The sequence below is a fragment of the [Bacillus] selenitireducens MLS10 genome, from assembly GCF_000093085.1.
Taxonomy (GTDB): domain Bacteria; phylum Bacillota; class Bacilli; order Bacillales; family Salisediminibacteriaceae; genus Salisediminibacterium; species Salisediminibacterium selenitireducens.
Genome location: NC_014219.1, coordinates 2,362,954 through 2,387,557 on the forward strand (window position 1 = coordinate 2,362,954; position 24,604 = coordinate 2,387,557).

Below are 24,604 nucleotides of genomic sequence, written 5' to 3' on the forward strand. Positions count from 1 at the left end.
ATCATTTTATCAGTTAAACAGATGATACTCAAGGAAAAAGATAATAAATAAAAACCGGACCGCGCTCAAAGCAGCGCCATCCGGAACCTCGCATTTTTCTGTCAGACTAAAACTTACGCCTTCCGATATATTCAGCAATTTCTCTAAGCGCCCGCTTTGCACGAATATCCGGAAGACCTTTCAATTCGCGCATACCTTTGTCAAGGTAACGGTCGGCCATTTCTTTTGAATACGAAATGGCACCGGTATCTTTAATCCGCTGAATGATTCCGGGCATATCAACATCACCCGTACCTTTGGTTTGCATGAAAGAAACAAGATCACGACGCAAAGATTCATCCTGTCTCATTGCATAAAGTGCAGGCAGTGTTATGTTCCCTTGCATCAAATCACTTCCGGCAGGCTTGCCGAGCTCTTTTTCTGTACCGACAAAATCAAGAATATCATCGGTAATCTGAAAAGCCATACCCGTAAAGTACCCGTAACGCTTCAGCTTCATCTGCGTCGTCTCATCTGCCCCTGCAATAAGAGCGCCGAGCTCGCAGCTGACAGAAATAAGCAGAGCTGTTTTCCGTTTAATTCTGCGCAGATAGATGCGCAGATGCTGATCGGGATTGAACTGTTCTTTTATCTGTTCCACTTCCCCGATACTCATTTCCACCATGGCATCGGATAAGATTTCATGAAGTTTCATATTACCACTCTTACTGGCGATCTCAATGGCTTTCGCAAACATATAATCACCAGTGTACATGGCAACACGATTATCCCACTCTGCTTTGATGGTTTTTTTGCCTCGCCTCAGCTCAGCATCATCAATTACATCATCATGGACAAGGGAACCCATATGTATCATTTCCAGAGGTACTGCAACATGCTTGACTTTATCGAGCTTATAGTCACCAAATTGTGCACTGAGCAGCACAAAAACGGGACGGATCCGCTTCCCTCCTGCTTTAAGAAGATGAGACGAAGCTTTGACAAGGACAGGATGCCGAGCTTCAATACTCATCTCAAGCTCTTTTTCAATTTTCGAGATATCCTGTTTTAAATACAGGTAGATTTCCGATAATTTCATTCTGAACCACCTAACGACATCGACTCTGACATTGTCTCCGGATTCCAGATCACAATATCTTGCACCGGTTCTTTTAACAGTCCCTGTTTATAGGCAAGGTCAAAATAGTGCAGGAGTCCCTCAATATGAGTCTTAGTTAAATCATTATTTAAACCGGCAAAATAATTCCGCCAAAAATCAGCATCCCCCTGATAGGATTGCTGAATGGACTCAATCATTTCCTCATATTGATTCAACTGTGTGCGGTATTTACTTTTATGAAACTCATTCATGACTTCCTTTAACTCATTATGGTGTTTTCTTGCTGCATCTTTTCTGACAGCAAATACGGCATACGTCATAGGATAACCGGTTTCAGTGCTCCATATTTCACCCAGATCATAAACATAATGATGTTTATCGCCATTTCGCTTCGCAAGTATCGCATCGTCACCAATCAAAAGCGCAGCATCAAAATGAGCCATCATCTGTTCATAATCAGGGGCTTCCGTTGTATAATGCACATTTTGCTGATAGAAAGATCCAAGAATGATTTTAAGTAAATTTACAGACGTCGCCGAACTTGACGTCAGTGCAATCCGCTTTCCGTCGAGCTCGTCAATCGGAACCTTGGAAAAGAGAAAAATGGAACCAACCGCTTTTGGTGATGATACCGATAAATCCGGTAACAACTCATACTCATGAATATGTTCGCCATATGAGAATGAAGAAATTCCCCCGACATCAATCTTTCCCTTTGACATGCCTGCGTTCAATTCTGACGGAATTGCCGGAATAAACTCACACCCCATCTCTCTCAGTTTATCCCGGTCAACATAATAAAACATCGGCAGTATATTTGTGTACGATATTTCCCCTATCCGGATCGACATAACTCCTACTCCCCCTTACCTTACAAAATCATTAAATCACTGATTGAAAAGATCAGCATAACCATGCTGATAATTCCGTTCATTGTAAAAAAGGCTACAGTCACCCTTGATAAATCATCAGGAGAAACCAGGGAATGTTCATAAATCATGATTCCCCCGACGATCAAAAGTCCTGCCAAATAGATCCAACTGAGCGGCGCAACAAAAAACAGTGCGATCATTGCTGCAAAGCTGATGATGTGAAAGCCTTTGGCCATTCGGAGCGCTTTGGGAATTCCGAAATGACTCGGAATGGAGTTAAGATTCACATCTTTATCATAGTCAGCATCCTGTGTGGCATAGATAACATCGAATCCGGCTGTCCACATTGCAACTGCGATAAACAGCACAAAAGCCTCCCAAGTCAGCGTGCCTGTCGCACCAACCCACCCGCCAAGGGGGGCGATACCGATCGTCATGCCAAGGAATATGTGGCAAAACCATGTGAAACGTTTAGTATATGAATAGAATACCAAAAAGAAAACCGCGACCGGCAATAAATATACCGCAAGCATATTTAACTGGAATGCTGCAACAAAAAGCACAGCAAAGGAAACACCTATAAAAATAAGTGCTTCTGTCCGGGATATTTGACCGGCGGGAATCGCACGTTTTTCCGTCCGTGGATTCGCCTGATCAATTTGTGCATCAATCAATCGGTTAAGTGCCATGGCAGCGCTGCGGGCACCAACCATTGCAAGTGTGATCCACACCCACTCCATCAGGGTCGGCCAGTTTCCTTCGATAATCAGACTTCCCAGAACCGCCCCCAGGAATGCAAATGGTAAGGCAAAAATCGAATGTTCAAATTTGATCATTTCAAGAATGATTTTCACTTTTTTCATGACAGATAAACCCCTTTAATCTATAACTGAACCGCTGACGGTTTTATGGCAAAATGGCTCGCAGCCGCCCCGCCGGAATAAGACGTATACTTTACATTCAGGAACCCGGCCTGGTGAAACAGGTCTTTGAGTTCTTCTTTCCCCGGAAAAGACTGACTGGATTCCTGAAGCCACGAATATTCTTCATAGCTCTTGGCAAATACACGTCCGAACAACGGCATGACGTGTTTAAAATAGAACCAGTACAGTTCTTTGAATCCTTTAGCAGTCGGCTGGGAGGTTTCCAGACAAACAACCATGCCACCCGGTTTGACAACACGGTACATTTCCTTAAGGGCTCCGAGGTAATCAGGCACATTTCTTAAGCCAAAACCAACTGTGACGTAATCGAAAGTGTCTGATTCAAACGGCAGATCCATCGCATTGCCATGGATAAGCGATACATGGTCCATTCCGCTGTTTTGAACCTTCACTTCTCCTACGGAAAGCATATTCTGACTGAAATCCAGTCCGATCACTTCCCCTGCCGGACCAGTCGCTTCGCCTAAATGAAGCGTCCAATCTGCAGTCCCGCAACATACGTCCAGTGCCTTGCTGCCAGATTTCACATTCATCTTTTTCATCGTATCTTTTCTCCACGCAAGATGCATCTGAAAGCTGATGATTCCATTCATCTTATCATATTGAGAGGAGATCGATTCAAATACAGTATGAACTCTTTCTTCCTTTGATTTTGCCATGACTTATCCTTCCTCCATTGCATACGTATTGCAATATTTTCGCTTTTCATGGATCTCATTCAAATAAGCGGGGTAGTGTGTCTGAAAGGTGCCGTATTCTGCATCGCCTTTGATGAACAAATCCAAAATACCATCGATCAGTTTATCGAATCCCGCCTCAACGGACATGCCCTGTTTTCCATTGCTTCTTTCAATATATCTTGAGGCAATACTGATTTGATTATGACTGTATTTCTTTTTTTCTTCCAAAAGAGCTCGAAGCAGTAAATAATCTTTCACTGTATCTGTTCGTTCAACGAGTTCATAACTTTCCGCCAGAGCTTCAGCAATGCCTGTATAGGCTGTCTGCAAATCTCTGTAATCCAAACTATCCCCGGTATCTTTACTCTGGTAGATTGACATTTTGGCTTCGTTTACGTTTTGTATCCCGAGCGACAAAGCATGCAGCAGCTTACTGTTGTTGCATCTCGAGAGAATAAAATAATAGAGGGCGCTGTAATAATCTCCTGCGAGCACCGTCAGCTGCCGCTCCGTCCTGATCCGTTCACGCCCGAGCCCATGTCTGTTAATCCGCTCGTGAGTGTCTAAAGCGGTTTGGACAAGTAGCGTTGTCAACACTGCATCGTGAATATCTTCCTCTTGAAAATCGGTTTCCCCAAACAGGAATAGAAGTGAGCTGATATAAGAGTCGCTCACTTCAGGATTACCGAGAAACTGTTTTAAATAAGGTTGATCAACTGCTTTATTAAAACTTGTGATGACCTTATGAACAAGGTTACTGTCATGATGGTTCAAAGCCATTTTCACGTCCCCCAGATTGAATATTCCAGTTCACAGAACATCCCACCAAACTCAGGGTGTCAATTATTACTGTGAGTCTGCTTGTCTTGCATGTTCCAACCTGTTTTATGTCATTCAACATGTCCAACAGATACAGTACAAGTATATCACAAAAACAGTTATCGAAAGTAACCAGATTTACTGATATGTGAAGAAATCCACGAAACAGTTTCTTATCGGATTAGATAATGATATCCTGCAAACATTTCCTGTAAGCGCTAACGCACCTGTTTAAACATCAGGCTGTTGAGAAAATAATCTCAACAGCCTGATCTGTCTCTTAACCTTCTGATGACATTTCACCATGGGCGGTCTGAATGGTTGCTTTTCCCCGAATCTTGATAGCTGAAGTATGTTCGGTAAATTGTGCAATCATCATTTCATTTTTGTCGAGCTTCTCAGAATGATGAAACCGTGTATCGGTTCCTCTCGTTAAACCAATGACATTGACACCGTTCTCTTCTGCTTTGATTACAATATAGTCACCTGTATCCGCCATATTTATGGTCACCTCTTTATTTAAATGCTTCGCGATCAGCCGTGATCACGGATGAGTGCCATGACCTCAGCTCTCGCCGCTTCACTTTTCTGGAAAGCCCCTCTGACAGCAGAGGTTACCGTTTTAGCACCAGGTTTTCTGACACCTCTCATCGTCATACACATGTGTTCTGCTTCCACAATGACAATCACACCAAGTGGCGTCAACGTTTCCACAATCGAATCAGCAAGCGTTGACGTGATCCGTTCCTGCAGTTGCGGGCGCTTCGTCACTGCTTCAACGGCTCTGGCCATTTTACTCAGCCCCGTTACTTGCCCGCCCTTGGGAATATAGCCGATATGAACTTTTCCGAAGAATGGCACGAGATGGTGCTCACATACAGAGTGAAACGTTATGTCTTTAACCAATACTAATTCTTCATGATCCTCACCAAACACGGTTTTGAAATGTTCTTTCGGATCCTGGTGTAAACCCTCAAAGATTTCTGCATACATTCTTGCAACCCGTTTCGGTGTATCAAGTAACCCCTCGCGGTTTGGATCTTCTCCGACTGCTTCTAAAATCATAGTAACGGCCTGCTGTATTTTTTCGTGATCGACGTGCTCACTCATAGTAACTGCCTCCATTCAACAATATGGTAATGTATAATAGACTTCAATCTTAGCATAGTCCTTTTGGATATCAAAGCAAACCACATCGTCTTGTACAACAATTGTTTAACGTATTGGATAAATGAAAAAGTGCTCACAGCCATAAAGCTGATGAGCACTTGCTTTCGTACCTGTCCCTTATGTACTTATTTTACAGCATCTTTAAGGGCCTTACCTGGCTTGAACGCAGGAACGTTACTTGCAGGAATTTCGATTTCTTCTCCAGTTTGTGGGTTGCGTCCCTTACGGGCAGCACGCTCACGCACTTCGAAGTTACCGAAACCAATCAGTTGAACCTTGTCACCTTTTTTGAGTGAGTCAGTGATCACTTCAAATACGGCATCAACCGCACTTGTTGCATCCTTCTTAGAAAGATCTGCTGATTCTGCTACTGCATTGATTAATTCAGTCTTGTTCATTCGATTCACCTCCTCCCAGAGGATTTCCTCCAAAAACATCTTATGAAGATATGAAATGCTTAAATCATTGGAGTAACAAGGCTTATGTTAACTTAAAGCGATGAATATTTCAATAACTTTTAATGAATTCATGGAATTTTTAAGACCATTTTACCGAGATTGGTAATCTGATTATAAAAATCAGTATAAAAACAGCACATTAGTCCGTCTTTTTAAAGACTATCTCGCCATCTTCCACAGTCATTGGCAATGAGTAGTCTGGAACAACAGGGTGATGATCTGTTAACAGCCACCGAATATCATCCCCTTCAGCATAACCGCCCATCCCATTCTCGTCAATTACTTTAAGGAGATCAATCCGATAATCAATCACCATCGATCCATCTGTCTCCATGTATACCGGCAGTCGGTGATCCGGATAAAACGGGCTTTGAACAGTGATCTCTTCATCAAAGGATAAAGCTTCGTGATCGAGTTTTAATATCCCTTCATGCACAATGTCTTTTACAGGAGCAAACTGATGATCAGAACGGTATTGGTGAATTTGCCTTTGCACGTCCTGCAGCTCTCGTGAAGTTCTGATATCCAGGAGGCGGACATCCATCTGTTCTTCAGGGTTCAAAATGACATACTGAAAAACACCACCATTTTCGAATGCATTCGTAGGAAGCTGAGACAGGTATGGACTTAGCTCCCGAAAATTAATCGGATATTTTCTGAAATCAGGGGTGTCCTGATCTCTGGTTTCGATCGGTAACACTCCTGTCGCTTCCCTGTACTGATGAACGGCATCCTCCACGGTTTTTCTCTGATCTTCATAGGGCACATCTCCACCGGAACGTTGGTCCTGCGGAAACATACAGCCCGAAAGCAAGATGCCAATAATCAGTAAAAGCATGATTCGTAACATAAAACCCACGCTCTCCTTTCTTTATTCCGGTACAGGGCCGGTAGCGACAACCAAAAAGATGATCACACCGGAGACCATAATCATGACAAACGTAACGGACAAAACTGAATATCTTAATAGTCCACTCAATTTTTCTTTTGCAAATATCGTCAACACGACGGAGAGGAACATTAAACCCATGGAAACAAATGATACCCACATCTTGGCTAAGCCGTCTTCAAACATTGTCGTATCCCCTTCCCAAAGCCTTCTTACTATTCGCACTCACATTATAGCACAATAAGAAATCCTGATGCACGAATTGCCCGTACTCCTGGACAAAAAAAGCCCGAAGCCGTGAAAAAGGCTCCGGACTGCATAAAAACTACGGTTCTAAACGGTTTAAAGGATCGTCACCAAGTTTCAAATCCTCCACTTCCTGTTTTTTCACTCGCCCCATCAGTTCAGATACGGCCTCATCCACAGGTTTGTTATGAAAGAGTACCTGATACAGTTCTTCCGTAATCGGCATCTCCACATTGAGCTTCTTTGCAAGCTGATATGCAGCCTTGGTTGTCCGGATTCCTTCAACAACCATACCCATATCCTGTTCCACTTCCTCAACGGATTTGCCGGTACCAAGCGCATAGCCAGCTCTCCAATTTCTTGAGTGAACACTTGTGCAGGTGACAATGAGGTCACCGAGTCCCCCAAGACCAGCAAAAGTCATTGGATTTGCGCCTTGTTTCAAACCGAGCCGGGCCATTTCGGCCAATCCCCGTGTCATCAGTGCAGCTTTTGCATTATCACCAAATCCAAGACCTGCGGTCATACCTGCGCCAATCGCGATGATATTTTTCAGTGCTCCGCCCATTTCGACTCCAATGACATCCGGATTTGTATAGACACGAAAATCATTGTTCATAAACAAATCCTGAACCAATCGTGCATGTTCTTCGTTTTCACATGCGCTTGTAACGGTGGTAGGCTGTTTTTGACAGACTTCTTCAGCGTGGGAAGGCCCTGAGAGCACCACCACGCCAGTTCTCAGCTGCTCAGGAATCTCCTCTTCAATGATTTGAGAAATTCTCAGATTCGATTCGGGTTCGATCCCTTTACTCGCATGAACAAAGAGCATGTCGTGCTTCATGACACGCCTGAGTTCGGGAAGGACCTGTCTCATAGCTTTTGTCGGAACAACCAATACCGCCACATGAGCGCCCTCAATGGCTTCAGACAGATCCATCGTTGCGTGAATACCTTCAGGAAGCAACACATCGGGTAAATAATTTGGATTTCGTTTTTCCAGATTGATTGATCGCACCTGTTCTTCAGATCGGCTCCATAACTCGACGCTGTGTCCGTTATCTGCCAAAACCATTGACAAGGCTGTTCCCCAACTCCCGGAACCAAGTACAGCAATTTTAGTCATCGTCTGCCCCTCCTATTGAACATTGACTTTTTGACCCAATCGGCTTTCCGTTCCGCCAGTCAGCCGTTCAATATTTGTCCGATGTCTCCAAAATGATAAGAAAGCGATAAGAGCCAATACAAACAGAAACATCAGATTCAGTGTGTCCGACGCAAGATCATACGCTACGGTAATGATCAATACGGAAAATACAAACAGCAACGATCCGAGTGATACGTATCTTGTTAAGACGATGGATAACAGAGCAATAAATCCTGAAATAAGCGCAGGAAAAAAGATCAACGTTGCCAAAACACCGATGGTCGTTGCAACTCCTTTACCGCCCCTGAAACCAAAAAATACCGGCCAGTTGTGTCCCAATATCGAAGCCAGACCTGCAAGTGAACCTGCCAATAACGGATCAATGCCGCCAGACATTAAAAATCCGATCCATACGGCTGCGACCCCTTTTCCTGCGTCAAGAAGGAGCACCACAATCGCTGGACCCTTGCCCAGTACACGCAGGGTGTTCGTTGCTCCTGCATTACCGCTCCCGTGATCACGAATGTCGAGTTTTTTCAACAATTGGCCTGCAAGATAGCTGAAACTGATGGATCCAAGCAAATAAGCCACCAGTACAGCTCCTGCAACCTGTAACATATCCATGAAATCCCTCCTTCGACAAAACCTTTAATCGTTTTTCTTTCTTGCTATGATGTGAATAGGCGTGCCGATAAATCCAAATGCCTCTCTCAGGCGATTTTCAAGATAACGCCTGTAGGAAAAGTGAAGCAACTCTGGATCATTTACAAATAACACGAAGGTAGGAGGCTGTACAGACACCTGCGTGGCATAGTTAATGCGTAAACGTTCCCCCCCATGATCCGTCGGGGTCGGATTCATTGTGACAGCATCAACAATGACATCGTTCAATACGTGGGTCTGCACACGCATGTTGTGAGATTCGCTGACTTCGTTAACGACCGGCAGTAATGTCTGCATCCTTCTTTTTGTTAAAGCGGAAACATAGACAATCGGTGCATAATCCAAAAATACAAATTCATGACGAATTTTTTCTTCAAATTTTTGCATGGTTTTATCATCTTTTTCAACGGCATCCCATTTATTCACAACGATCACAATCGCACGTCCTGCTTCATGAGCGTATCCGGCAATTTTTTTATCCTGTTCTATAATTCCTTCTTCCCCATCCAATACAACAAGAACCACATCTGATCGTTCAATGGCTTTCAAGGCGCGGAGAACACTGTATTTTTCAGTCGTTTCATATACTTTTCCTCGTTTTCTCATACCGGCAGTATCTATGACAACATAGTCTTTTCCGTCTTTTGTAAACGAGGTGTCAATTGCGTCTCTCGTTGTTCCTGCAATGTCGCTGACGATGACCCGCTCTTCACCGAGAATGGCGTTCACCATCGATGATTTGCCTACGTTTGGGCGACCGATCAGACTCATTCGAACGGTGTCAGGGTGATAATCATCCCCCTGATTCTGAGGGAAAGAGGCAGCTGCAGTGTCAAGCAGATCGCCAAGACCAAGACCGTGTGTGCCGGATACAGGATGAGGATCTCCGACACCCAAACTGTAAAATTCATAAAGACGCTCGAACATCGAGGGGTCATCAATTTTATTCACGGCCAGGACGATCGGTTTTTTGGACCTGTGAAGGATCTGAGCAACTTCCTCGTCGGCTGCCGTCATTCCATCACGGCCATTGACTACAAAACAAATCACGTCCGCTTCATCAATCGCTAATTCTGCCTGGTACCTCATTTGTTCAAGTAATGGTTCATCACTGATTTCAATCCCACCTGTATCAATGATAAAAAATTCATGTGTTAACCATTCTGCTGAGCTGTATATCCGGTCTCTGGTTACTCCGGGCTTATCTTCCACGATTGAAATTCTTTCTCCAACTACACGATTAAATAATGTCGACTTCCCGACATTTGGTCTACCTACAATTGCTAAAACTGGTTTAACCAATTTACCTTCACCGCTTTCATTCATTTTTCCACGTTTTCATTATACGTTTTGTCAGTCAAGATTGAAACCTTAAGTTCGGAGTGGCCTATTTAAATGAATGCTCATTGCCATATCATCTCTTGCCCCAATATCAATCCCAGACAAAAAAATAATTCCCCGAGTCGAGGAATTACGAAGGACAGTTATACAAAACCTCTGCCTGCAAACCTTTTTGTATCGATTGAACGCTCCGTTAACCAATGATGGGTTTCCCCACTAATCACAAGCGGAACCGATTGAAGATCGTGCACGGATTGGGCGCCAAGTGCTGTCATAATGGTTTTCAACTCAATCATCAGCTGGTCCATATGCTGAATGGTCTTATCGAGTCCATCCGTCCTCAGCCATTTTAACACCTGACCTGCCATACCTGCAGCATTGGCACCAAGGGCAACGGACTTGGCGACGTCCATTGAAGTCTGAATGCCTCCGGTTGAAAGAACCGGCAGTTTGCCTGCCACTGACGATGATTCAACAATAGCAGCCGCAGTCGGGATTCCCCAGTTCTCAAAAAAATCATAAGGGGTGTCGCGTCTCTGATTTTCGATCCAGGAAAAATTGGTCCCTCCGCGTCCACCGACGTCAATAGCTGCGACACCGGCCTTACTGAGCATTTTAGCCGCTTCGAGACTGATGCCAAAGCCGACCTCCTTGACAATTACCGGAACATTCAACTCCTCGGCGATCATGCTGATCCGCTCGAGCGCACCACGAAATGCTCTGTCGCCCTCAGGCATAACAAGTTCCTGAATCACATTCAAATGAATCTGAATCGCATCTGCCTCAAGCAGGTCGACACAGAATTTCGCCTGGTCCACAGTTGCCTCACTGCCAACATTCGCAAATACAAGACCTCGAGGATGGTATTGACGAACTACCTTGTATGACTGCTGTTCTTTCCGATCACGTATTGCCGCCATCTGTGAACCAACAGCCATGGGGATGTTGAACACATTAGCCACTTGTGCGAGTTGACGATTGATTTTTTCTGTTTCTTTACCGCCGCCCCCGGTCATCGCATTGATGAAAATCGGCGAACTAAAATTTAGTTCGCCGATCGATGATTCCAATGATATATCATCCACATTCAACCCTGGCAGGGCGTTGTGAACAAATGCAATGTCATCCATACTCGATAGCCGGGGTGATTCCATACTGAGTGCATGTTCAATATGATCAATCTTGCGCTTTGAACGACTCACATTAACCACCTGCAGTTTTCATTTTTTATTCATCATTTTTATTGTAGTCTTTTAACTGATCACCAATGACATCACCAAGATTAAATCCTGACTGTTCTTCGTCTTTGGCAAATTCCTGCTTTTGGGCAGATGCTTCTTTTTCCTGTGTTTCTTCTTCGAGCGCACGGATACTGAGTGAAATCCGTTTGTCATCAAGGTTGATATCCAGAATTTTTGCAGAAACTTCTTCTCCCTCTTTCAGCACTTCACCAGGAGTACCGATATGACGGTTGGCGATTTGAGAAATGTGAACGAGTCCTTCAACACCTTTGGCAACTTCTACGAACGCTCCAAAAGATACGAGACGCTTCACTTTTCCGGTAACAACATCACCAACGGAAAACTGCTCTTCAACGCCTTCCCAAGGTCCAGGCATCGTTTCTTTAATCGATAGGGAAATACGCTCATTATCAGGATCTACAGACAGAACCTTTACTTTCACTTCATCACCTTCTGAGACAACCTCTGAAGGGGTTTCAATATGCTCATGGGACAATTGGGAAATGTGAACCAATCCATCCACTCCGCCAATATCAACGAATACACCGAAACTTGTAATTCGCTGTACCGTTCCTGAAACGACTTCACCTGCAGAAATAGAGTGAAGTGTTTCCTTCTTTTGATTCAATGCTTCTTCATCAAGAACGGCTCTTTGGGAAAGGATCAGCTTGTTACGCTCACGATCAAGCTCAACCACTTTCAGACGGAGAGTCTTCCCTTTGTATTCAGAAAAGTCTTCCACATAAAAACGTTCAACTAACGAGGCCGGTATAAATCCTCTGACGCCGACATCTACGACGAGACCGCCTTTCACAACATCAGCAACTTCAGCCTCAAAAACTTCACCACTTTCCAGTTTTTCAGCCATATTTTCCCATGTTTTTTCGGCAGCTACTGCTCGGCGGGACAGAACGAGCTCATCTTCAGTTAATTTAATAACCTTAAACTCATATTCTTCTCCCTCATTGATTACATCTCCGGCTTTTTCGACATGGAGACTTGCCAACTCACTGATTGGAACAACACCATCCATTTTGTATCCAACGTTTACGTAGGCCTGTTTATCTTCCACTTTTGAAACAGTACCCTTTGTCACGTCTCCTACAGATAAAGAATTAAAGTCTGCCATTTCGTTGTTCATTTCTTCTACCATTGACGATAACCTCCCTGAATCCTGTCCATTTACTAGGTATTCTTAGTATAGTCTATCATTATCTTTCACAAAAGTGAAAGGAACTTCCTGTGATTTTTAATTCATTTTCTTATGATGGTCATCAAGCAGATGCTGAATACCTTGCATAATTGCTTTCGTTGCAGTCTCTGGAGACGCTTTTTCTTCTTTCAGCTGATCGATATTCAATGGCTCTCCATAAACGATATGGACCGTCTTAAACAGTCTGTAGGGGCCTATGACCGCACAAGGTACGATCGCTGCATTCGAGCGTAGTGCAAAAAAACCGACACCTGCAAGCCCTTCCTTCAACTGTCCACTCTTACTTCTTGTCCCTTCAGGGAACACACCGACTATTTCCCCTTCTTTTAACAGCTTTAAACCCGTCCTCATGGCTTTTCTGTCACTTTGTCCGCGGTTAATCGGAAATGCACCCAGCTTCGGAATCAGGTGTTTCAGAATCGGTGCTTCAAAAAGCTCTGCTTTCGCCATAAAGCGTATTTCACGTTTAATAAAAGAACCGACAAGAGGTGGATCAAGATAATGAATATGATTGCTGCATAAAAGAACACCCTTGTCTTTCGGGATGTTGTCTTTCCCATGAACTTTCACACGATAAAATAATCTGAAAAAATTCCTTGCCAGAAATTGACCGAGATGAAACATCCGCTTATTCAAGCTGATCATCCCCTTTGTTCTTCAGACTGATGATTGATGATACCACTTCCTCAACAGACATGTCCGTGGAATCAAGAAGAATCGCATCCTCAGCCTGCCTTAACGGGGTTACGTCCCGTTCAGTATCAAGTCGGTCACGGGTTTCAATATCCTGTTTTAACTGATCAAAGTCCGTGGAGATTCCTTTTTTGATCTGTTCATCGTAACGCCGTCGGGCACGTTCTTCAACTGGTGCGGTTAAATACACTTTCAGTTTCGCATCAGGCAAAACGGCAGTTCCGATGTCTCGACCGTCCATAACGGTACCACCTGAAGCTGCCAAAGCTTGCTGTCGTTTGACCAAATCTTCCCGGATTTTACGGTGAGCTGCTACGTACGAGACACGCTCTGTCACCTCCGGAGCGCGGATTTGCTCCGAACGATCTGCACCATCGCAATAAACTCTTGATTCGAGTCCATCCTGGACAAGGCCGATTTCCGTTTCTTTCAATAACTCCGCCAACGCGGATTCATCATCGACATCGACACGCTGTTTGAGTGCTTTCCATGTAACGACTCTGTACATCGCCCCGGTATCAATATAAGTAAAGCCAAGTTGTTCTGCCACCATTCGGGCAACGGTGCTCTTCCCCGCACCCGCAGGTCCGTCAATTGCAATATTGATTTTATTCATGATCATCCCTCACTGCCATATCTTGTTAACCTTTTTAGAACGAATGATGAATCTTCATTATTTTATCACATTCATTCCTGCATCGTCTTGTGTTATTTCACTTCTTAACGCATTCTTTCTTTTCTGTTTCGTTCAAGCTGCTTCTCGAAAGCGTACCGAATGACTTTTTGTCTGTCATGCTCATTAATATCGGAGAATTTACATGAACATTTTATCGGCGTTTTACCGTCAATAATCCGAATCACTTCTGCTGTGGCCTGTACATATTCAATGCCGCCGACTCTGAACGGAATTGAGATCCATAAATCAAGCTCATCTTTCTCTTTCAGTTTATGGTTCCCTTGAAGCACCAGTGCTGCTCCACCTCCGCTTATATCGAGTGTTACCGTTGTAAAAGGAGACAGTCCTTCCCGTTTTGGGTGTACTGCCACATCGACCGCGGTGTCGACACGTACATATTCTCGTCTTTGAATACGCAAATATTCATCTTTTCCCGGATCCTTCAGAACAAGCATCGGGATTCCTCTGTCCACTTTCCCTAACACCTGTGTTTCGAATGAATAGACTGCCTGATCCTTTCCGGCGAACCATACCCTGAACTCGGTACCCTCCATAAAATAACTTGGTTTTTTATTCTCTTCATTCACTGGAAAATCAATATAGACAAACGTTTTTTCGTAATCGAGCACTTTACTTTTAAAACGCTGTTTCTGTTCTCCGTCAGGCACTTTCAACTCAAGGTGAATGGTCTGTCCGACTTTAATCATTACATCACCACCTTTGCACGGCATAAAAACATGTATCCGGTCAAATTATACCATGAAATTCCTTATACTACCGCCATATATCATTATCTTTTTATGTAGGGCAGATCTGAAAATCCGCCTTTTTTGAAAAAAAGGTGTGAGCGTTGACTCACACCTGCTTCTTACCCTTCTTCAGTCACATCAATGTCAAATTTGGTTTCATTTCCGCATACGCAGCGTTTGAAACCTGTGTCGAGACCTCCTTCTTCATTGGGGCGGCCTCTGAGAATATATTTCTCACCACATTCCTGACATCTGATAATCACTTTAAAACGTTGCTTTGTTTCTGGCATTTCATTCACTCCTTCAATCAATAACGGGTCATTCTGTTACTAATTGTGTCTGTGACTACTACTATACAATGAATCGGAGGTATCCTTCAAATAATCAGAAAGACTGTCTTGGTTTGCCTGCTTGATTTTCTGCAGGGCAATTGCCCATAAAGCGACCATAAGCGGTACCATAGCCGTCAGCACCACGGTCTGATTCGAGAGGGTAACATGATAAAGTCCATGAAAGAGTACCGGAATCAGGAGGGCGAGTGACAATAAAGACTTTCTTTTGTTTGGAGAGAATTTTGCCATTCCAAAATAATACCCCATGAGCACACCGACAAGTGCATGAACCGTCACTGGAAACAGCGCTCGGTAAATGGCAATTTCAATGCCATAAAAACTCAGGTAAAAGAGGTTTTCCAAAGAGGCAAAACCCAATGATACAGACGATGCATATACGATTCCGTCATACCTCGAATTAAATTCCACGTGATGAAAGATAAAGAGCATGACCGTAAACCATTTAAAAAATTCTTCGACAAGCGCCACTTGTATAAAACTTTGCATCAGAACCCCGGAAAAATAGAGCTCTTGAGACATTCCAAATTGGAGGAAGGATACCGGGAAGACCAGTAACATGCCAAAGAAGAAGCCTTTTGCCACGAGTGTAACCGGCTCTGGGTCAAGCTCATCTTTCAAATACAAAAACATAAGTAAAGCAAGTGCAGGTGCAAATGAGGCAATCAGAACCGTGAGCATGACTCAATCACCTTTATACAGTGAGTGAAGGGGTGACCCGGAGCGCAAAGCGCAAATAAGCCTGATTCTTGCTTTCTTTGCATCGTAATCTCCGCCTAGGAGTGCACCTTCCGCAAAAAGATGATACGCGCTACCCTGATAATCATAAACCGGATAGACCGCCCCTTCCTCTGAAGAGGTCGTAATCACCACGGGAATCTGATTTGACAGTGCCTCCTTGATTCCATCAACGAGGGCCGGATCCACCTGCCCGCGACCATACCCTTCCACAATCAGTCCGTCAACCTCATTATTATTGCAAGCATCAATCAATAATGTCGATGACTGCATGGCGGATTTGATTAACTCAACCTGTACCTGTTTCTCGGAAACCTGGAATGTCTCATGTCTGACAGGCTTTTGAAACACCTGAACCTGATCATGATCAATGATACCGAGATAACCGAAACCAAAAGCATTGAACCCCTGTATATTCGAAGCATGCTCTTTCTTCACATATCGAGCAGCGAAAATCCGCTCATTAAATACGACCGTGACGCCCGTTTCATGCATATCTGCCGAAGCTGCAGCATGAATCGCATGCCGTAAATTGATAAATGCATCGCTTCCGAGATCGTCAGGCGAGCGCTGAGAGCCAGTTAATACAACCGGGCGGGATTCTTCTGTTGTGATATCAAGATAGTAGGCGGATTCCTCTAACGTATCCGTACCGTGAGTAATGACGAATCCACTGATTTTGCTTTCAGATTCTTCAATTATTGTACGGATATCATCAAGGTCGTGAAACGTAATATGAGAACTCGGTTTTTGTAAAACAGAGCGTATCGTCACTTTGATTGTTGAAGGTAATCCGATTTTCTCTGCAAGCTCTTCCCCTGAATAGGCACCTGCCTCAAGGCGACCGGATTCATTTTCTTTACTGGCAATGGTTCCTCCAGTTGAAATCACCAATACTTCTTTCATGTTTTGTCCCCTCCAGCCTGAATCAGTCATGAAACTGCGCACCAAGATGAGATGCAATCAAACCTCCATGATGACGGCCATTTTCGATAAAGATTTCGTTCGCATTATTTCCAGCCGCAATCACGCCTGCTATATAAATTCCATCAACATTCGTCTCCATGGATTCACTGTTGAATACAGGTCTCCCCGTCTCCATGTCGACTTCAACACCCATCGATCGGATAAAGGAGTGATCAGGATGATAACCGGTCATGGCAAACACGAAATCCGCTCTGTCATTCCGTTTTGTACCCGTAACATCAGATACGGAAATCGTATCTTCTCCAATTTCATGAATCTCCGTCTCAAAGTGCATCATAATCTTCCCCTGCTTGACGAGCGATTCGAAGTCAGGCAATATCCACGGCTTGATGCTTGATGAATAATTGTCGTACCTGCAGTATACGCTGACTTCCGCTCCTGCTTTCTCTAATTCAAGGGCGGCATCGATGGCAGAATTTTTCCCTCCAATAACCGCAACCTTTTGATTATAAAACGGATGAGCTTCATGAAAATAATGAAAGACATGTTTCTGATCTTCACCTGGAATATGCATATAATTCGGTGAATCATAATAACCGGTTGCAACGATAACCGCATGAGCGTCACGTTCCATTGTTAGTCCGTTCTGTTTAACAGAAGTAACCTTGAAATCATGAATACCGAGTCGGTCGATTTTGGTGACTTCTTCGTATGCTTCAATCGTCAGTCCGTATTCTTCGACGACTTTTCGGTAATAGACCAGCGCTTCATTTCGTTTCGGTTTTCGCTCCGTGCTGTAAAACGGAATATCCCCGATAGCAAGCTTTTCACTTGTACTGAAAAACTGCTGGTGCGTCGGGTATCTGTAAAGCGCATGAACGATATTGCCACGTTCGATGACAGTAACATCAAATCCGGCTTTTTCACATTCAATCGCAGCAGACAGCCCGCATGGACCTGCTCCGATAATAATCACTTTTCTTTTAGACATCGTGCTTCACCTCAGTATGCGATTGATTCCGATTGTTCCCCATTAACCGGAAAGAACCCTCCCTGTAAAATGGAGAGTTCTTTCTTATCATACTGTGTTTTATTGTTTAAATCCAGCCTCGGAATCGACTTGCTTCCGCCATTTTCCTGACACCTACCATGTATGCTGCGAGTCTCATGTCAACGTTTCGCAGGCTCGCCACCTTATAAACGTTTTCAAAAGAAGTGGTCATAACCTTCTCGAGCTTTTCTTCCACTTCTTCTTCTTCCCAATAATAACCCTGGTTATTCTGAACCCATTCAAAGTAGGAAACGGTCACCCCGCCTGCGCTCGCAAGGACATCCGGCACAAGCAAAATGTCTCTGTCATGAAGAATTTTGGTTGCGTCCATTGTCGTCGGTCCGTTAGCAGCCTCAACCACAATTGACGCTTTGATATTTGCCGCATTTGCTTCAGTAATCTGGTTTTCTATCGCCGCAGGAACAAGGATATCGCAATCAAGCTCCAGTAATTCCTGATTCGTCAGTACGTTGTTAAACAGATTGGTTACCGTTCCAAAGCTGTCTCTGCGGTCGAGAAGATAGTCAATATCCAAACCATCAGGATCGTGCAGGCCGCCATTCACATCCGAGATCCCGACAATTTTCGCTCCGGCATCGTGCATGAATTTCGCAAGAAAACTTCCTGCATTTCCAAAACCCTGAATCACGACCCTCGCTCCCTCGACCGTAATGCCTTTTTTCTTTGCCGCTTCACGAATACAGATTGTAACACCTTTTGCTGTAGCCGATTCGCGACCGTGGGAACCGCCGAGGACGAGAGGCTTCCCCGTAATAAAGCCAGGGGAATCAAATTCTTTCATTCGGCTGTATTCGTCCATCATCCAGGCCATGATCTGAGAATTCGTAAATACGTCCGGTGCAGGGATGTCTTTTGTAGGCCCGACAATCTGACTGATGGCCCGGACATATCCCCGGCTAAGCCGTTCGATTTCCCGGAAGGACATCTGTCTTGGATCACAAACGATACCGCCTTTACCCCCACCATAAGGTAAATCCACAATTCCTGCCTTCAAACTCATCCATATGGAGAGCGCCCGGACTTCCATTTCAGTAACGTCCGGATGAAAGCGCACGCCCCCCTTTGTCGGACCTACACTGTCATTATGCTGCGCCCTGTATCCCGTGAATATCTCGATGGACCCATCATCCATTCGGACCGGAATCCTCACAGTCATCATTCTGAGCGGCTCTTTCATCAGTTCATACACTTCGTCCTGATAACCGAGTTTCCCCAGTGCTTGCTTAATCACTGTCTGCGTGGATTCCAACACATTCTTTTCTTTTTTGCTTTCTTCTGTTGACATTCTCTTCACCCCTGTGAACATTCTGTCTTTTGCGTATGCGCTTACACCTGTCTATACGTCCATGATAATGAAGTTTTGCCTGTTTGACCAGCTCAAATTTTGATCAACTGTTATTCGTCTTCATCCAATCAAGCCAATCTGCATCCTGATCATGTTCTCCAATCAAATGCTGCCTGTATTTGTTTTTAAAGGACGTCTTCATTCTATGTACCGCCGTACCTCCGATACCAACCTGAATATCTTTTCGGTCTTTGGCAATACGGTCAACAAGTTTCAAACCCGCATCAAGATGCCCGGACATGGTGACCGAGATGACCGCAAATTTTGATTTTGTTTCATCCAGTACCTTTATAATATCTGATTCTGGAATACCGCCGCCCAAATAGATCGTTTCATAACCCCTTTGCTTCAGATAAAAAGTAAAAACGAGCAACCCGATTTCATGGGTCTCCCCCGGAGCGCACACACACAGAACTTTCGGAAGCAGCCCATTAACCGGCAATGATTGAAAAACCATCCCTATCCTTGTACGTATATAGGCAGTTGCATAGTGTTCATGTGCCGTTGTGATTTGGCCCCGCTCCCAGAGCTCTCCAATCTCAACAAGTATGCCTCCCAAAATGGACATGACGACGGTTTCTGTGGAAAACGTATTAAAAGCATGATCCATATGCCTCGTGGCAGCAGACTCATCAAACTGAAGAAGTGCTGTCCGAATATTGTTTTTCATATCTTCAATTTGATTAACCGGTTCTGAGCCTGAATTTGGAGCGTTCATAATCTCTTCTCTGTCGAGTAAATCTACAGCCTGACCGACTGTAAATCCTTTATCCACCTGTTCAATGATCCATTTTAATATCTTGAGATGTTCATCTGTATACAGTCTGTGGCCTGCATCATTTCGAACCGGATCCACCACCTGATACCGGCGCTCCCACGCACGTAATGTTCCCGCATGAATCCCCAGCATGTTTGAAACGGCCTTGATGTTATATTTTCCTGTGGAATCTGCCATTCTCGTCACCTACTTTTTGAAATAAACGCATACTGTTAGTATAAAACTAAGTGCGGGTAATGTGCAAATCTTACCAACTGATCCCATCATATTTATAACATACCACTTATCTTACAGGAGTTGATCAACAAGTTGAAGAGGAAGGAGGACTTGCCCCCTTCCTCTCACGATCATAACCGATCAGAATAACCCGGTTGCCTTACCGGATTCATCCACATCCATATTCATGGCTGCAGGCCTTGCCGGAAGACCAGGCATCGTCATAATGTTACCTGTCAATGCAACGATAAAGCCTGCCCCATTTGAAATCTTCAACTCTCGGACGGTAATGGTAAATCCTTCGGGCCTTCCAAGTTTAGCCGGATCATCGGATAAAGAGTATTGACTTTTTGCCATACAGACAGGCAGACGCTCCCAGCCATTTGTTTTAAAATCTTGCAGCTGTTTACTCGCCTCTTTTGTAAAAGTCACACCCGACGCCCCATAGACCGTTTTCGCAATAGTTTCAATTTTCTTTTCAATAGATGCTTCCAAATCATACAGCGGCTTGAAATGATTCTCAGACTCGTCAATGACTTTCACGACTTTTTCAGCCAAATCGGTTCCGCCTTCTCCGCCATATTCCCACACATTCGCAAGTTCCACTTCAATTCCTTTATCTTCACACCACTTCTTGAGAACCGCAATTTCTTCTTCTGAATCATGGACAAATCGATTGATGGCGACCACATGAGGCAGCCCGAATGCCCGGATGGATTCCACATGTTTTTCGAGGTTCGAAAGACCTTTTTTCATTGCCTCAACATCAGGCTTCTTTAATTCATCTTTAGGTACTCCACCATGCATTTTCAGAGCCCTGATCGTCGCTACTATGACGACCAGGCTCGGGTCGATGTTCCCCGCTCTCATCTTGATATTCAGGAATTTCTCCGCCCCCAGATCTGCACCAAATCCGGCTTCTGTCACTACATAATCACCAAGTTTTGCTGCCAGTTTGGTTGCTATGACACTGTTACAGCCATGAGCAATATTTGCAAATGGACCACCATGGATCAGTGCCGGCGTGTTTTCGAGCGTCTGAACGAGATTCGGTTTTATTGCTTCTTTTAAAAGAAGTGTCAAAGCTCCCTGTGCTTCAAGTTCCTCGACAGTCACAGGCTCCTGTTTTGAATTGTATCCTATCACGATACGCGAAAGGCGCGCCTTGAGGTCTTTCAAGTCTGTTGCCAGACAGAGTATTGCCATGATCTCGGAAGCGACGGTAATATCAAAGCCCGATTCTCTTGGCACGCCATGCAGCGGACCACCCAGTCCGATATTAACATGACGGAGAGAACGGTCATTCATATCCAACACCCGTTTCCAAGTCACTCTTCTTACATCCAGATCCAGTTGATTCCCCCGGTGTATATGGTTGTCAATCATAGCAGCCAATGCGTTGTGCGCTGTCGTAATCGCATGAATGTCTCCGGTAAAATGAAGATTGATATCTTCCATTGGAACTACCTGAGAGTATCCACCGCCTGCTGCACCGCCTTTGATGCCCATCGTGGGCCCGAGTGACGGTTCCCTTAATGCGATCATCGTTTTTTTACCGATTCTGTTTAATGCCTGACCAAGACCAACTGTAACGGTCGACTTCCCCTCACCTGCAGGGGTGGGATTGATCGCTGTCACCAAAATAATTTTACCGTCCTTTTGTTCAGATAAGCGGTTCATTAAATCGAGTGATAATTTACCTTTGTAATGTCCGTGAGGCTCCCATTCATCTTCTTTGATCTGCAAATCTTCAATAATTTCTTTGATTTTTACCATTTCGCAAGCCTGTGCAATTTCAATGTCTGATTTCACTTCTCTGGACATAGTACCCCTCCACGCATTTATGATAAATCCTGCATTATTATTTTATCATTCTCTGTCAAACGAAAGCAGGTTCCCCCTGATCGGACAGATCCTCTCCTGCTTTGATAGCTTCTTCATTGACCGGAATGAGGTGTGCCTTGCGTTTTCCAAGAACATCTTCTAGAGCTTCTAACAGTGCATCCCTTGATAAAACGCCGGTTTTACCGATCAGCGCACCAAGAATCACCATACCCGCTGCCCGTTCTTCAGAGAGACTGATGGCAATCGTTGAAGCCGGTACGCGAATAACAGTAATATCGTCTCTGGCAGATTCAGAGTGAACGAGATCTGCATTAACGATGAGAACCCCACCGGATGCAAGTCTCGATTCGAATTTTTGAAAAGAAGGCTCATTCAACACGATGACGACAGACGGCTCGTCAATGACAGGTGAACCAAATGGCTCATCACTGATCACGACCTGAACATTGGCTGTACCCCCGCGCTGTTCAGGACCGTATGACGGCAGCGACGACACTTCTTTTCCTTCTTTCATACCGGCAAAGGTGAGAAGTTGCCCCATCGACATTACGCCTTGCCCGCCAAAGCCTGCAATGATGATCTCCTCTTTCATGTTTCATCATCCTTTCTGTTCCCGGCGATCTGCATAGACTCCGAGAGGATAATAAGGAACCATATTCTCCTTAACGTACGATAAGGACTCTTCTGGATCAATTCCCCAATTTGTAGGGCAAGTCGACAGCACCTCGATCATTGAAAACCCCTGACCGGCTTTCTGCGTTTCAAACGCTTTTTTAATGGCTCTTTTCGCCTTTGCAATATGGGCAACATCATGCACCGATACTCGTTCAATATAAGACGTACCGTCAAGGGTAGACAGCATTTCGGACACACGGATCGGTAGCCCCTGACCAGCCGCTTCCCTCCCCTGTGGAGACGTTGCTGTCCGCTGCCCCATCAGGGTCGTCGGCGCCATCTGTCCACCTGTCATACCGTAAATGGCATTGTTCACAAAAATAACCGTGATATTTTCACTTCGGGCCGCACTGTGTACAATTTCCCCCATCCCAATTGAAGCCAGATCTCCGTCTCCCTGATAGGTAAAGACTATCCTGTCATCAGGCAACACTCTTCTTACACCTGTAGCAACAGCCGGTGCGCGTCCGTGTGCCGCCTGAGTCATATCACAATTGAAGTACTCATATGACAGCACGGAGCATCCAACCGATGCAACGCCTATAGTCTGTTCAAGCACGCCGAGTTCTTCAAGAACTTCTCCGGTGATGCGGTGGATGATCCCGTGTGTGCATCCAGGACAGTAATGAGTTTCTTTGTCTGTTAAACCTGCTGTTTTTTTGAACACCGTTTTCATCGAACACCCACCTCCGCATCGACCTTGATAATCTCCTCAAAGATTTCATTCACCGAAGGAATGACACCGCCATTCCTTCCATAAAAACTGACAGGCGCTTTCCCTTCAACTGCAAGGCGGACATCTTCGATCATCTGTCCTGCGCTCATTTCAACAACCAGCATATGTGACGACGTTTCACTGAACCCCGATATGGTCTCGTAAGGGAACGGCCAGAGTGAAATCGGTCTGATCACTCCAACGTTCACCCCTTTTTCTCTCGCTTTTTCAACAGCACTCTGGACAATACGCCCCACTGTTCCGTATGCAACAACAAACCAGTCAGCATCCTCGGCATATTGATACGTCACCCGAGTTTCGCGTTCTCTGATCGCTTTGTATTTATTTTGAAGACGATGATTTCGTTCTTCAAGCAGCACATCATTCAAATCGAGCGAAGTGATGGTCTTTGGAGGTCCATCTCCTGCCGTTCCCGTTACGGCCCAATCTTTATTGTGTATCATGACTTCCTGTTCGACAGATTCAAAATCCACCGGTTCCATCATTTGGCCAAGCATCCCGTCCCCGAGGATAATAACAGGGGTCCGGTACTCATCAGCAATCCTGAAGGCCTGTTGTGTCAATTCTGCGATTTCCTGCAAGGAGGCCGGAGCCAGAACCGGTGTATAGTAATCACCATGACCTCCGCCCCTCGTCACCTGGAAGTAATCCGACTGAGCAGGCTGAATATTTCCAAGTCCAGGGCCTCCGCGTCCCACATTGACAATCACCGCAGGCAGTTCAGCCCCGGCGAGGTAAGAAATCCCCTCCTGCTTCAGACTGAAGCCCGGGCTTGAAGAAGATGTCATGACCCGGACTCCTGCAGATGCTGCGCCATATACCATATTAATCGCACTTACTTCACTCTCGGCCTGCAAAAAGACGCCACCTTCTTCAGGCAAACGTTTTGCCATATAAGCCACCAGTTCACTCTGCGGTGTAATGGGATATCCGAAAAAATAATAACACCCGGCCTGAATCGCAGCTTCCCCGATAACCTCATTCCCTTTCATTAACACCTTCACCACAGCAATCACTCCCGT

28 protein-coding genes are annotated in these 24,604 nt (G+C 44.8%); all 28 read right to left on the reverse strand.

Translation table 11 applies throughout. The annotated features are described in order from the left end of the window. Positions 1 to 106: 106 nt before the first annotated feature. Positions 107 to 1,078: a heptaprenyl diphosphate synthase component II gene (hepT, locus tag BSEL_RS10870; protein ID WP_013173058.1), complete on the reverse strand. Its 972-nt coding sequence runs from the start codon at positions 1,076 to 1,078 to the stop codon at positions 107 to 109. Then, entirely contained in the window at positions 1,075 to 1,950 is an 876-nt protein-coding gene (locus tag BSEL_RS10875) for a menaquinone biosynthesis protein (protein WP_013173059.1), read from the reverse strand. The genes hepT and BSEL_RS10875 overlap by 4 nt, the downstream gene beginning before the upstream one ends. Positions 1,951 to 1,970: 20 nt before the next feature. Beyond that, positions 1,971 to 2,834: a UbiA-like polyprenyltransferase gene (locus tag BSEL_RS10880; RefSeq protein ID WP_013173060.1), complete on the reverse strand. Its 864-nt coding sequence runs from the start codon at positions 2,832 to 2,834 to the stop codon at positions 1,971 to 1,973. Between the two features lie 20 nt (positions 2,835 to 2,854). Beyond that, positions 2,855 to 3,574 (reverse strand): demethylmenaquinone methyltransferase, encoded by a 720-nt coding sequence (locus BSEL_RS10885; RefSeq protein ID WP_013173061.1) that lies wholly within the window; start codon positions 3,572 to 3,574, stop codon positions 2,855 to 2,857. Positions 3,575 to 3,577: 3 nt separating this feature from the next. Then, positions 3,578 to 4,375 (reverse strand): heptaprenyl diphosphate synthase component 1, encoded by a 798-nt coding sequence (locus BSEL_RS17115; protein WP_013173062.1) that lies wholly within the window; start codon positions 4,373 to 4,375, stop codon positions 3,578 to 3,580. A 319-nt stretch (positions 4,376 to 4,694) separates the two neighbouring features. Further along, positions 4,695 to 4,913 (reverse strand): trp RNA-binding attenuation protein MtrB, encoded by a 219-nt coding sequence (gene mtrB, locus BSEL_RS10895; RefSeq protein WP_013173063.1) that lies wholly within the window; start codon positions 4,911 to 4,913, stop codon positions 4,695 to 4,697. 35 nt (positions 4,914 to 4,948) lie between these two features. Then, positions 4,949 to 5,524: a GTP cyclohydrolase I FolE gene (gene folE, locus BSEL_RS10900; protein ID WP_013173064.1), complete on the reverse strand. Its 576-nt coding sequence runs from the start codon at positions 5,522 to 5,524 to the stop codon at positions 4,949 to 4,951. Positions 5,525 to 5,709: 185 nt separating this feature from the next. Then, positions 5,710 to 5,982, reverse strand: coding sequence for an HU family DNA-binding protein (locus tag BSEL_RS10905; protein WP_013173065.1), 273 nt, complete (start codon positions 5,980 to 5,982; stop codon positions 5,710 to 5,712). 199 nt (positions 5,983 to 6,181) lie between these two features. Continuing rightward, complete coding sequence (locus tag BSEL_RS10910) at positions 6,182 to 6,892, reverse strand: hypothetical protein (protein WP_013173066.1); 711 nt, start codon at positions 6,890 to 6,892, stop codon at positions 6,182 to 6,184. Positions 6,893 to 6,913: 21 nt separating this feature from the next. Continuing rightward, a complete protein-coding gene (locus BSEL_RS10915; RefSeq protein WP_013173067.1) occupies positions 6,914 to 7,117 on the reverse strand; it encodes a DUF2768 domain-containing protein in 204 nt (67 codons plus the stop codon). A gap of 139 nt (positions 7,118 to 7,256) precedes the next feature. Next, positions 7,257 to 8,303 (reverse strand): NAD(P)H-dependent glycerol-3-phosphate dehydrogenase, encoded by a 1,047-nt coding sequence (locus BSEL_RS10920; RefSeq protein WP_013173068.1) that lies wholly within the window; start codon positions 8,301 to 8,303, stop codon positions 7,257 to 7,259. A gap of 12 nt (positions 8,304 to 8,315) precedes the next feature. Further along, complete coding sequence (plsY, locus tag BSEL_RS10925) at positions 8,316 to 8,948, reverse strand: glycerol-3-phosphate 1-O-acyltransferase PlsY (RefSeq protein WP_013173069.1); 633 nt, start codon at positions 8,946 to 8,948, stop codon at positions 8,316 to 8,318. 24 nt (positions 8,949 to 8,972) lie between these two features. Then, positions 8,973 to 10,289, reverse strand: a complete 1,317-nt coding sequence (der, locus tag BSEL_RS10930) for a ribosome biogenesis GTPase Der (protein WP_041582435.1) — start codon at positions 10,287 to 10,289, stop codon at positions 8,973 to 8,975. Positions 10,290 to 10,471: 182 nt separating this feature from the next. Next, complete coding sequence (fni, locus tag BSEL_RS10935) at positions 10,472 to 11,530, reverse strand: type 2 isopentenyl-diphosphate Delta-isomerase (protein ID WP_013173071.1); 1,059 nt, start codon at positions 11,528 to 11,530, stop codon at positions 10,472 to 10,474. Between the two features lie 25 nt (positions 11,531 to 11,555). Continuing rightward, on the reverse strand, positions 11,556 to 12,722 hold the full coding sequence (gene rpsA, locus BSEL_RS10940) for a 30S ribosomal protein S1 (RefSeq protein WP_013173072.1): 1,167 nt from the start codon (positions 12,720 to 12,722) through the stop codon (positions 11,556 to 11,558). 96 nt (positions 12,723 to 12,818) lie between these two features. Next, positions 12,819 to 13,406 carry a lysophospholipid acyltransferase family protein gene (locus BSEL_RS10945; RefSeq protein WP_013173073.1) on the reverse strand — a complete coding sequence of 196 codons (588 nt, stop codon included), beginning with the start codon at positions 13,404 to 13,406 and terminating at the stop codon, positions 12,819 to 12,821. A gap of 4 nt (positions 13,407 to 13,410) precedes the next feature. Further along, entirely contained in the window at positions 13,411 to 14,091 is a 681-nt protein-coding gene (cmk, locus tag BSEL_RS10950; RefSeq protein WP_013173074.1) for a (d)CMP kinase, read from the reverse strand. A gap of 104 nt (positions 14,092 to 14,195) precedes the next feature. Further along, positions 14,196 to 14,858, reverse strand: a complete 663-nt coding sequence (locus BSEL_RS10955) for a flagellar brake protein (protein WP_013173075.1) — start codon at positions 14,856 to 14,858, stop codon at positions 14,196 to 14,198. Between the two features lie 161 nt (positions 14,859 to 15,019). Beyond that, a complete protein-coding gene (locus BSEL_RS17875; protein WP_013173076.1) occupies positions 15,020 to 15,190 on the reverse strand; it encodes a hypothetical protein in 171 nt (56 codons plus the stop codon). Positions 15,191 to 15,229: 39 nt separating this feature from the next. After that, on the reverse strand, positions 15,230 to 15,931 hold the full coding sequence (gene prsW, locus BSEL_RS10960) for a glutamic-type intramembrane protease PrsW (protein WP_013173077.1): 702 nt from the start codon (positions 15,929 to 15,931) through the stop codon (positions 15,230 to 15,232). 3 nt (positions 15,932 to 15,934) lie between these two features. Continuing rightward, on the reverse strand, positions 15,935 to 16,894 hold the full coding sequence (locus BSEL_RS10965) for an asparaginase (RefSeq protein ID WP_013173078.1): 960 nt from the start codon (positions 16,892 to 16,894) through the stop codon (positions 15,935 to 15,937). Between the two features lie 22 nt (positions 16,895 to 16,916). Next, the gene (locus BSEL_RS10970; RefSeq protein ID WP_013173079.1) at positions 16,917 to 17,906 is read right to left on the reverse strand and encodes a YpdA family putative bacillithiol disulfide reductase; all 990 of its coding nucleotides are present in this window, start codon (positions 17,904 to 17,906) and stop codon (positions 16,917 to 16,919) included. 106 nt (positions 17,907 to 18,012) lie between these two features. Next, positions 18,013 to 19,272, reverse strand: coding sequence for a Glu/Leu/Phe/Val family dehydrogenase (locus BSEL_RS10975; protein WP_013173080.1), 1,260 nt, complete (start codon positions 19,270 to 19,272; stop codon positions 18,013 to 18,015). A gap of 103 nt (positions 19,273 to 19,375) precedes the next feature. Next, positions 19,376 to 20,287: a MerR family transcriptional regulator gene (locus BSEL_RS10980; protein WP_013173081.1), complete on the reverse strand. Its 912-nt coding sequence runs from the start codon at positions 20,285 to 20,287 to the stop codon at positions 19,376 to 19,378. Positions 20,288 to 20,467: 180 nt separating this feature from the next. Beyond that, on the reverse strand, positions 20,468 to 22,150 hold the full coding sequence (locus BSEL_RS10985) for a formate--tetrahydrofolate ligase (protein ID WP_013173082.1): 1,683 nt from the start codon (positions 22,148 to 22,150) through the stop codon (positions 20,468 to 20,470). A gap of 55 nt (positions 22,151 to 22,205) precedes the next feature. Continuing rightward, positions 22,206 to 22,763: a 2-oxoacid:acceptor oxidoreductase family protein gene (locus BSEL_RS10990; RefSeq protein ID WP_013173083.1), complete on the reverse strand. Its 558-nt coding sequence runs from the start codon at positions 22,761 to 22,763 to the stop codon at positions 22,206 to 22,208. A gap of 6 nt (positions 22,764 to 22,769) precedes the next feature. Continuing rightward, positions 22,770 to 23,522: a thiamine pyrophosphate-dependent enzyme gene (locus tag BSEL_RS10995; RefSeq protein WP_013173084.1), complete on the reverse strand. Its 753-nt coding sequence runs from the start codon at positions 23,520 to 23,522 to the stop codon at positions 22,770 to 22,772. Then, the gene (locus tag BSEL_RS11000; protein WP_013173085.1) at positions 23,519 to 24,589 is read right to left on the reverse strand and encodes a 3-methyl-2-oxobutanoate dehydrogenase subunit VorB; all 1,071 of its coding nucleotides are present in this window, start codon (positions 24,587 to 24,589) and stop codon (positions 23,519 to 23,521) included. Before BSEL_RS11000 ends, BSEL_RS10995 begins: the two co-directional genes overlap by 4 nt. Positions 24,590 to 24,604: the final 15 nt, after the last annotated feature.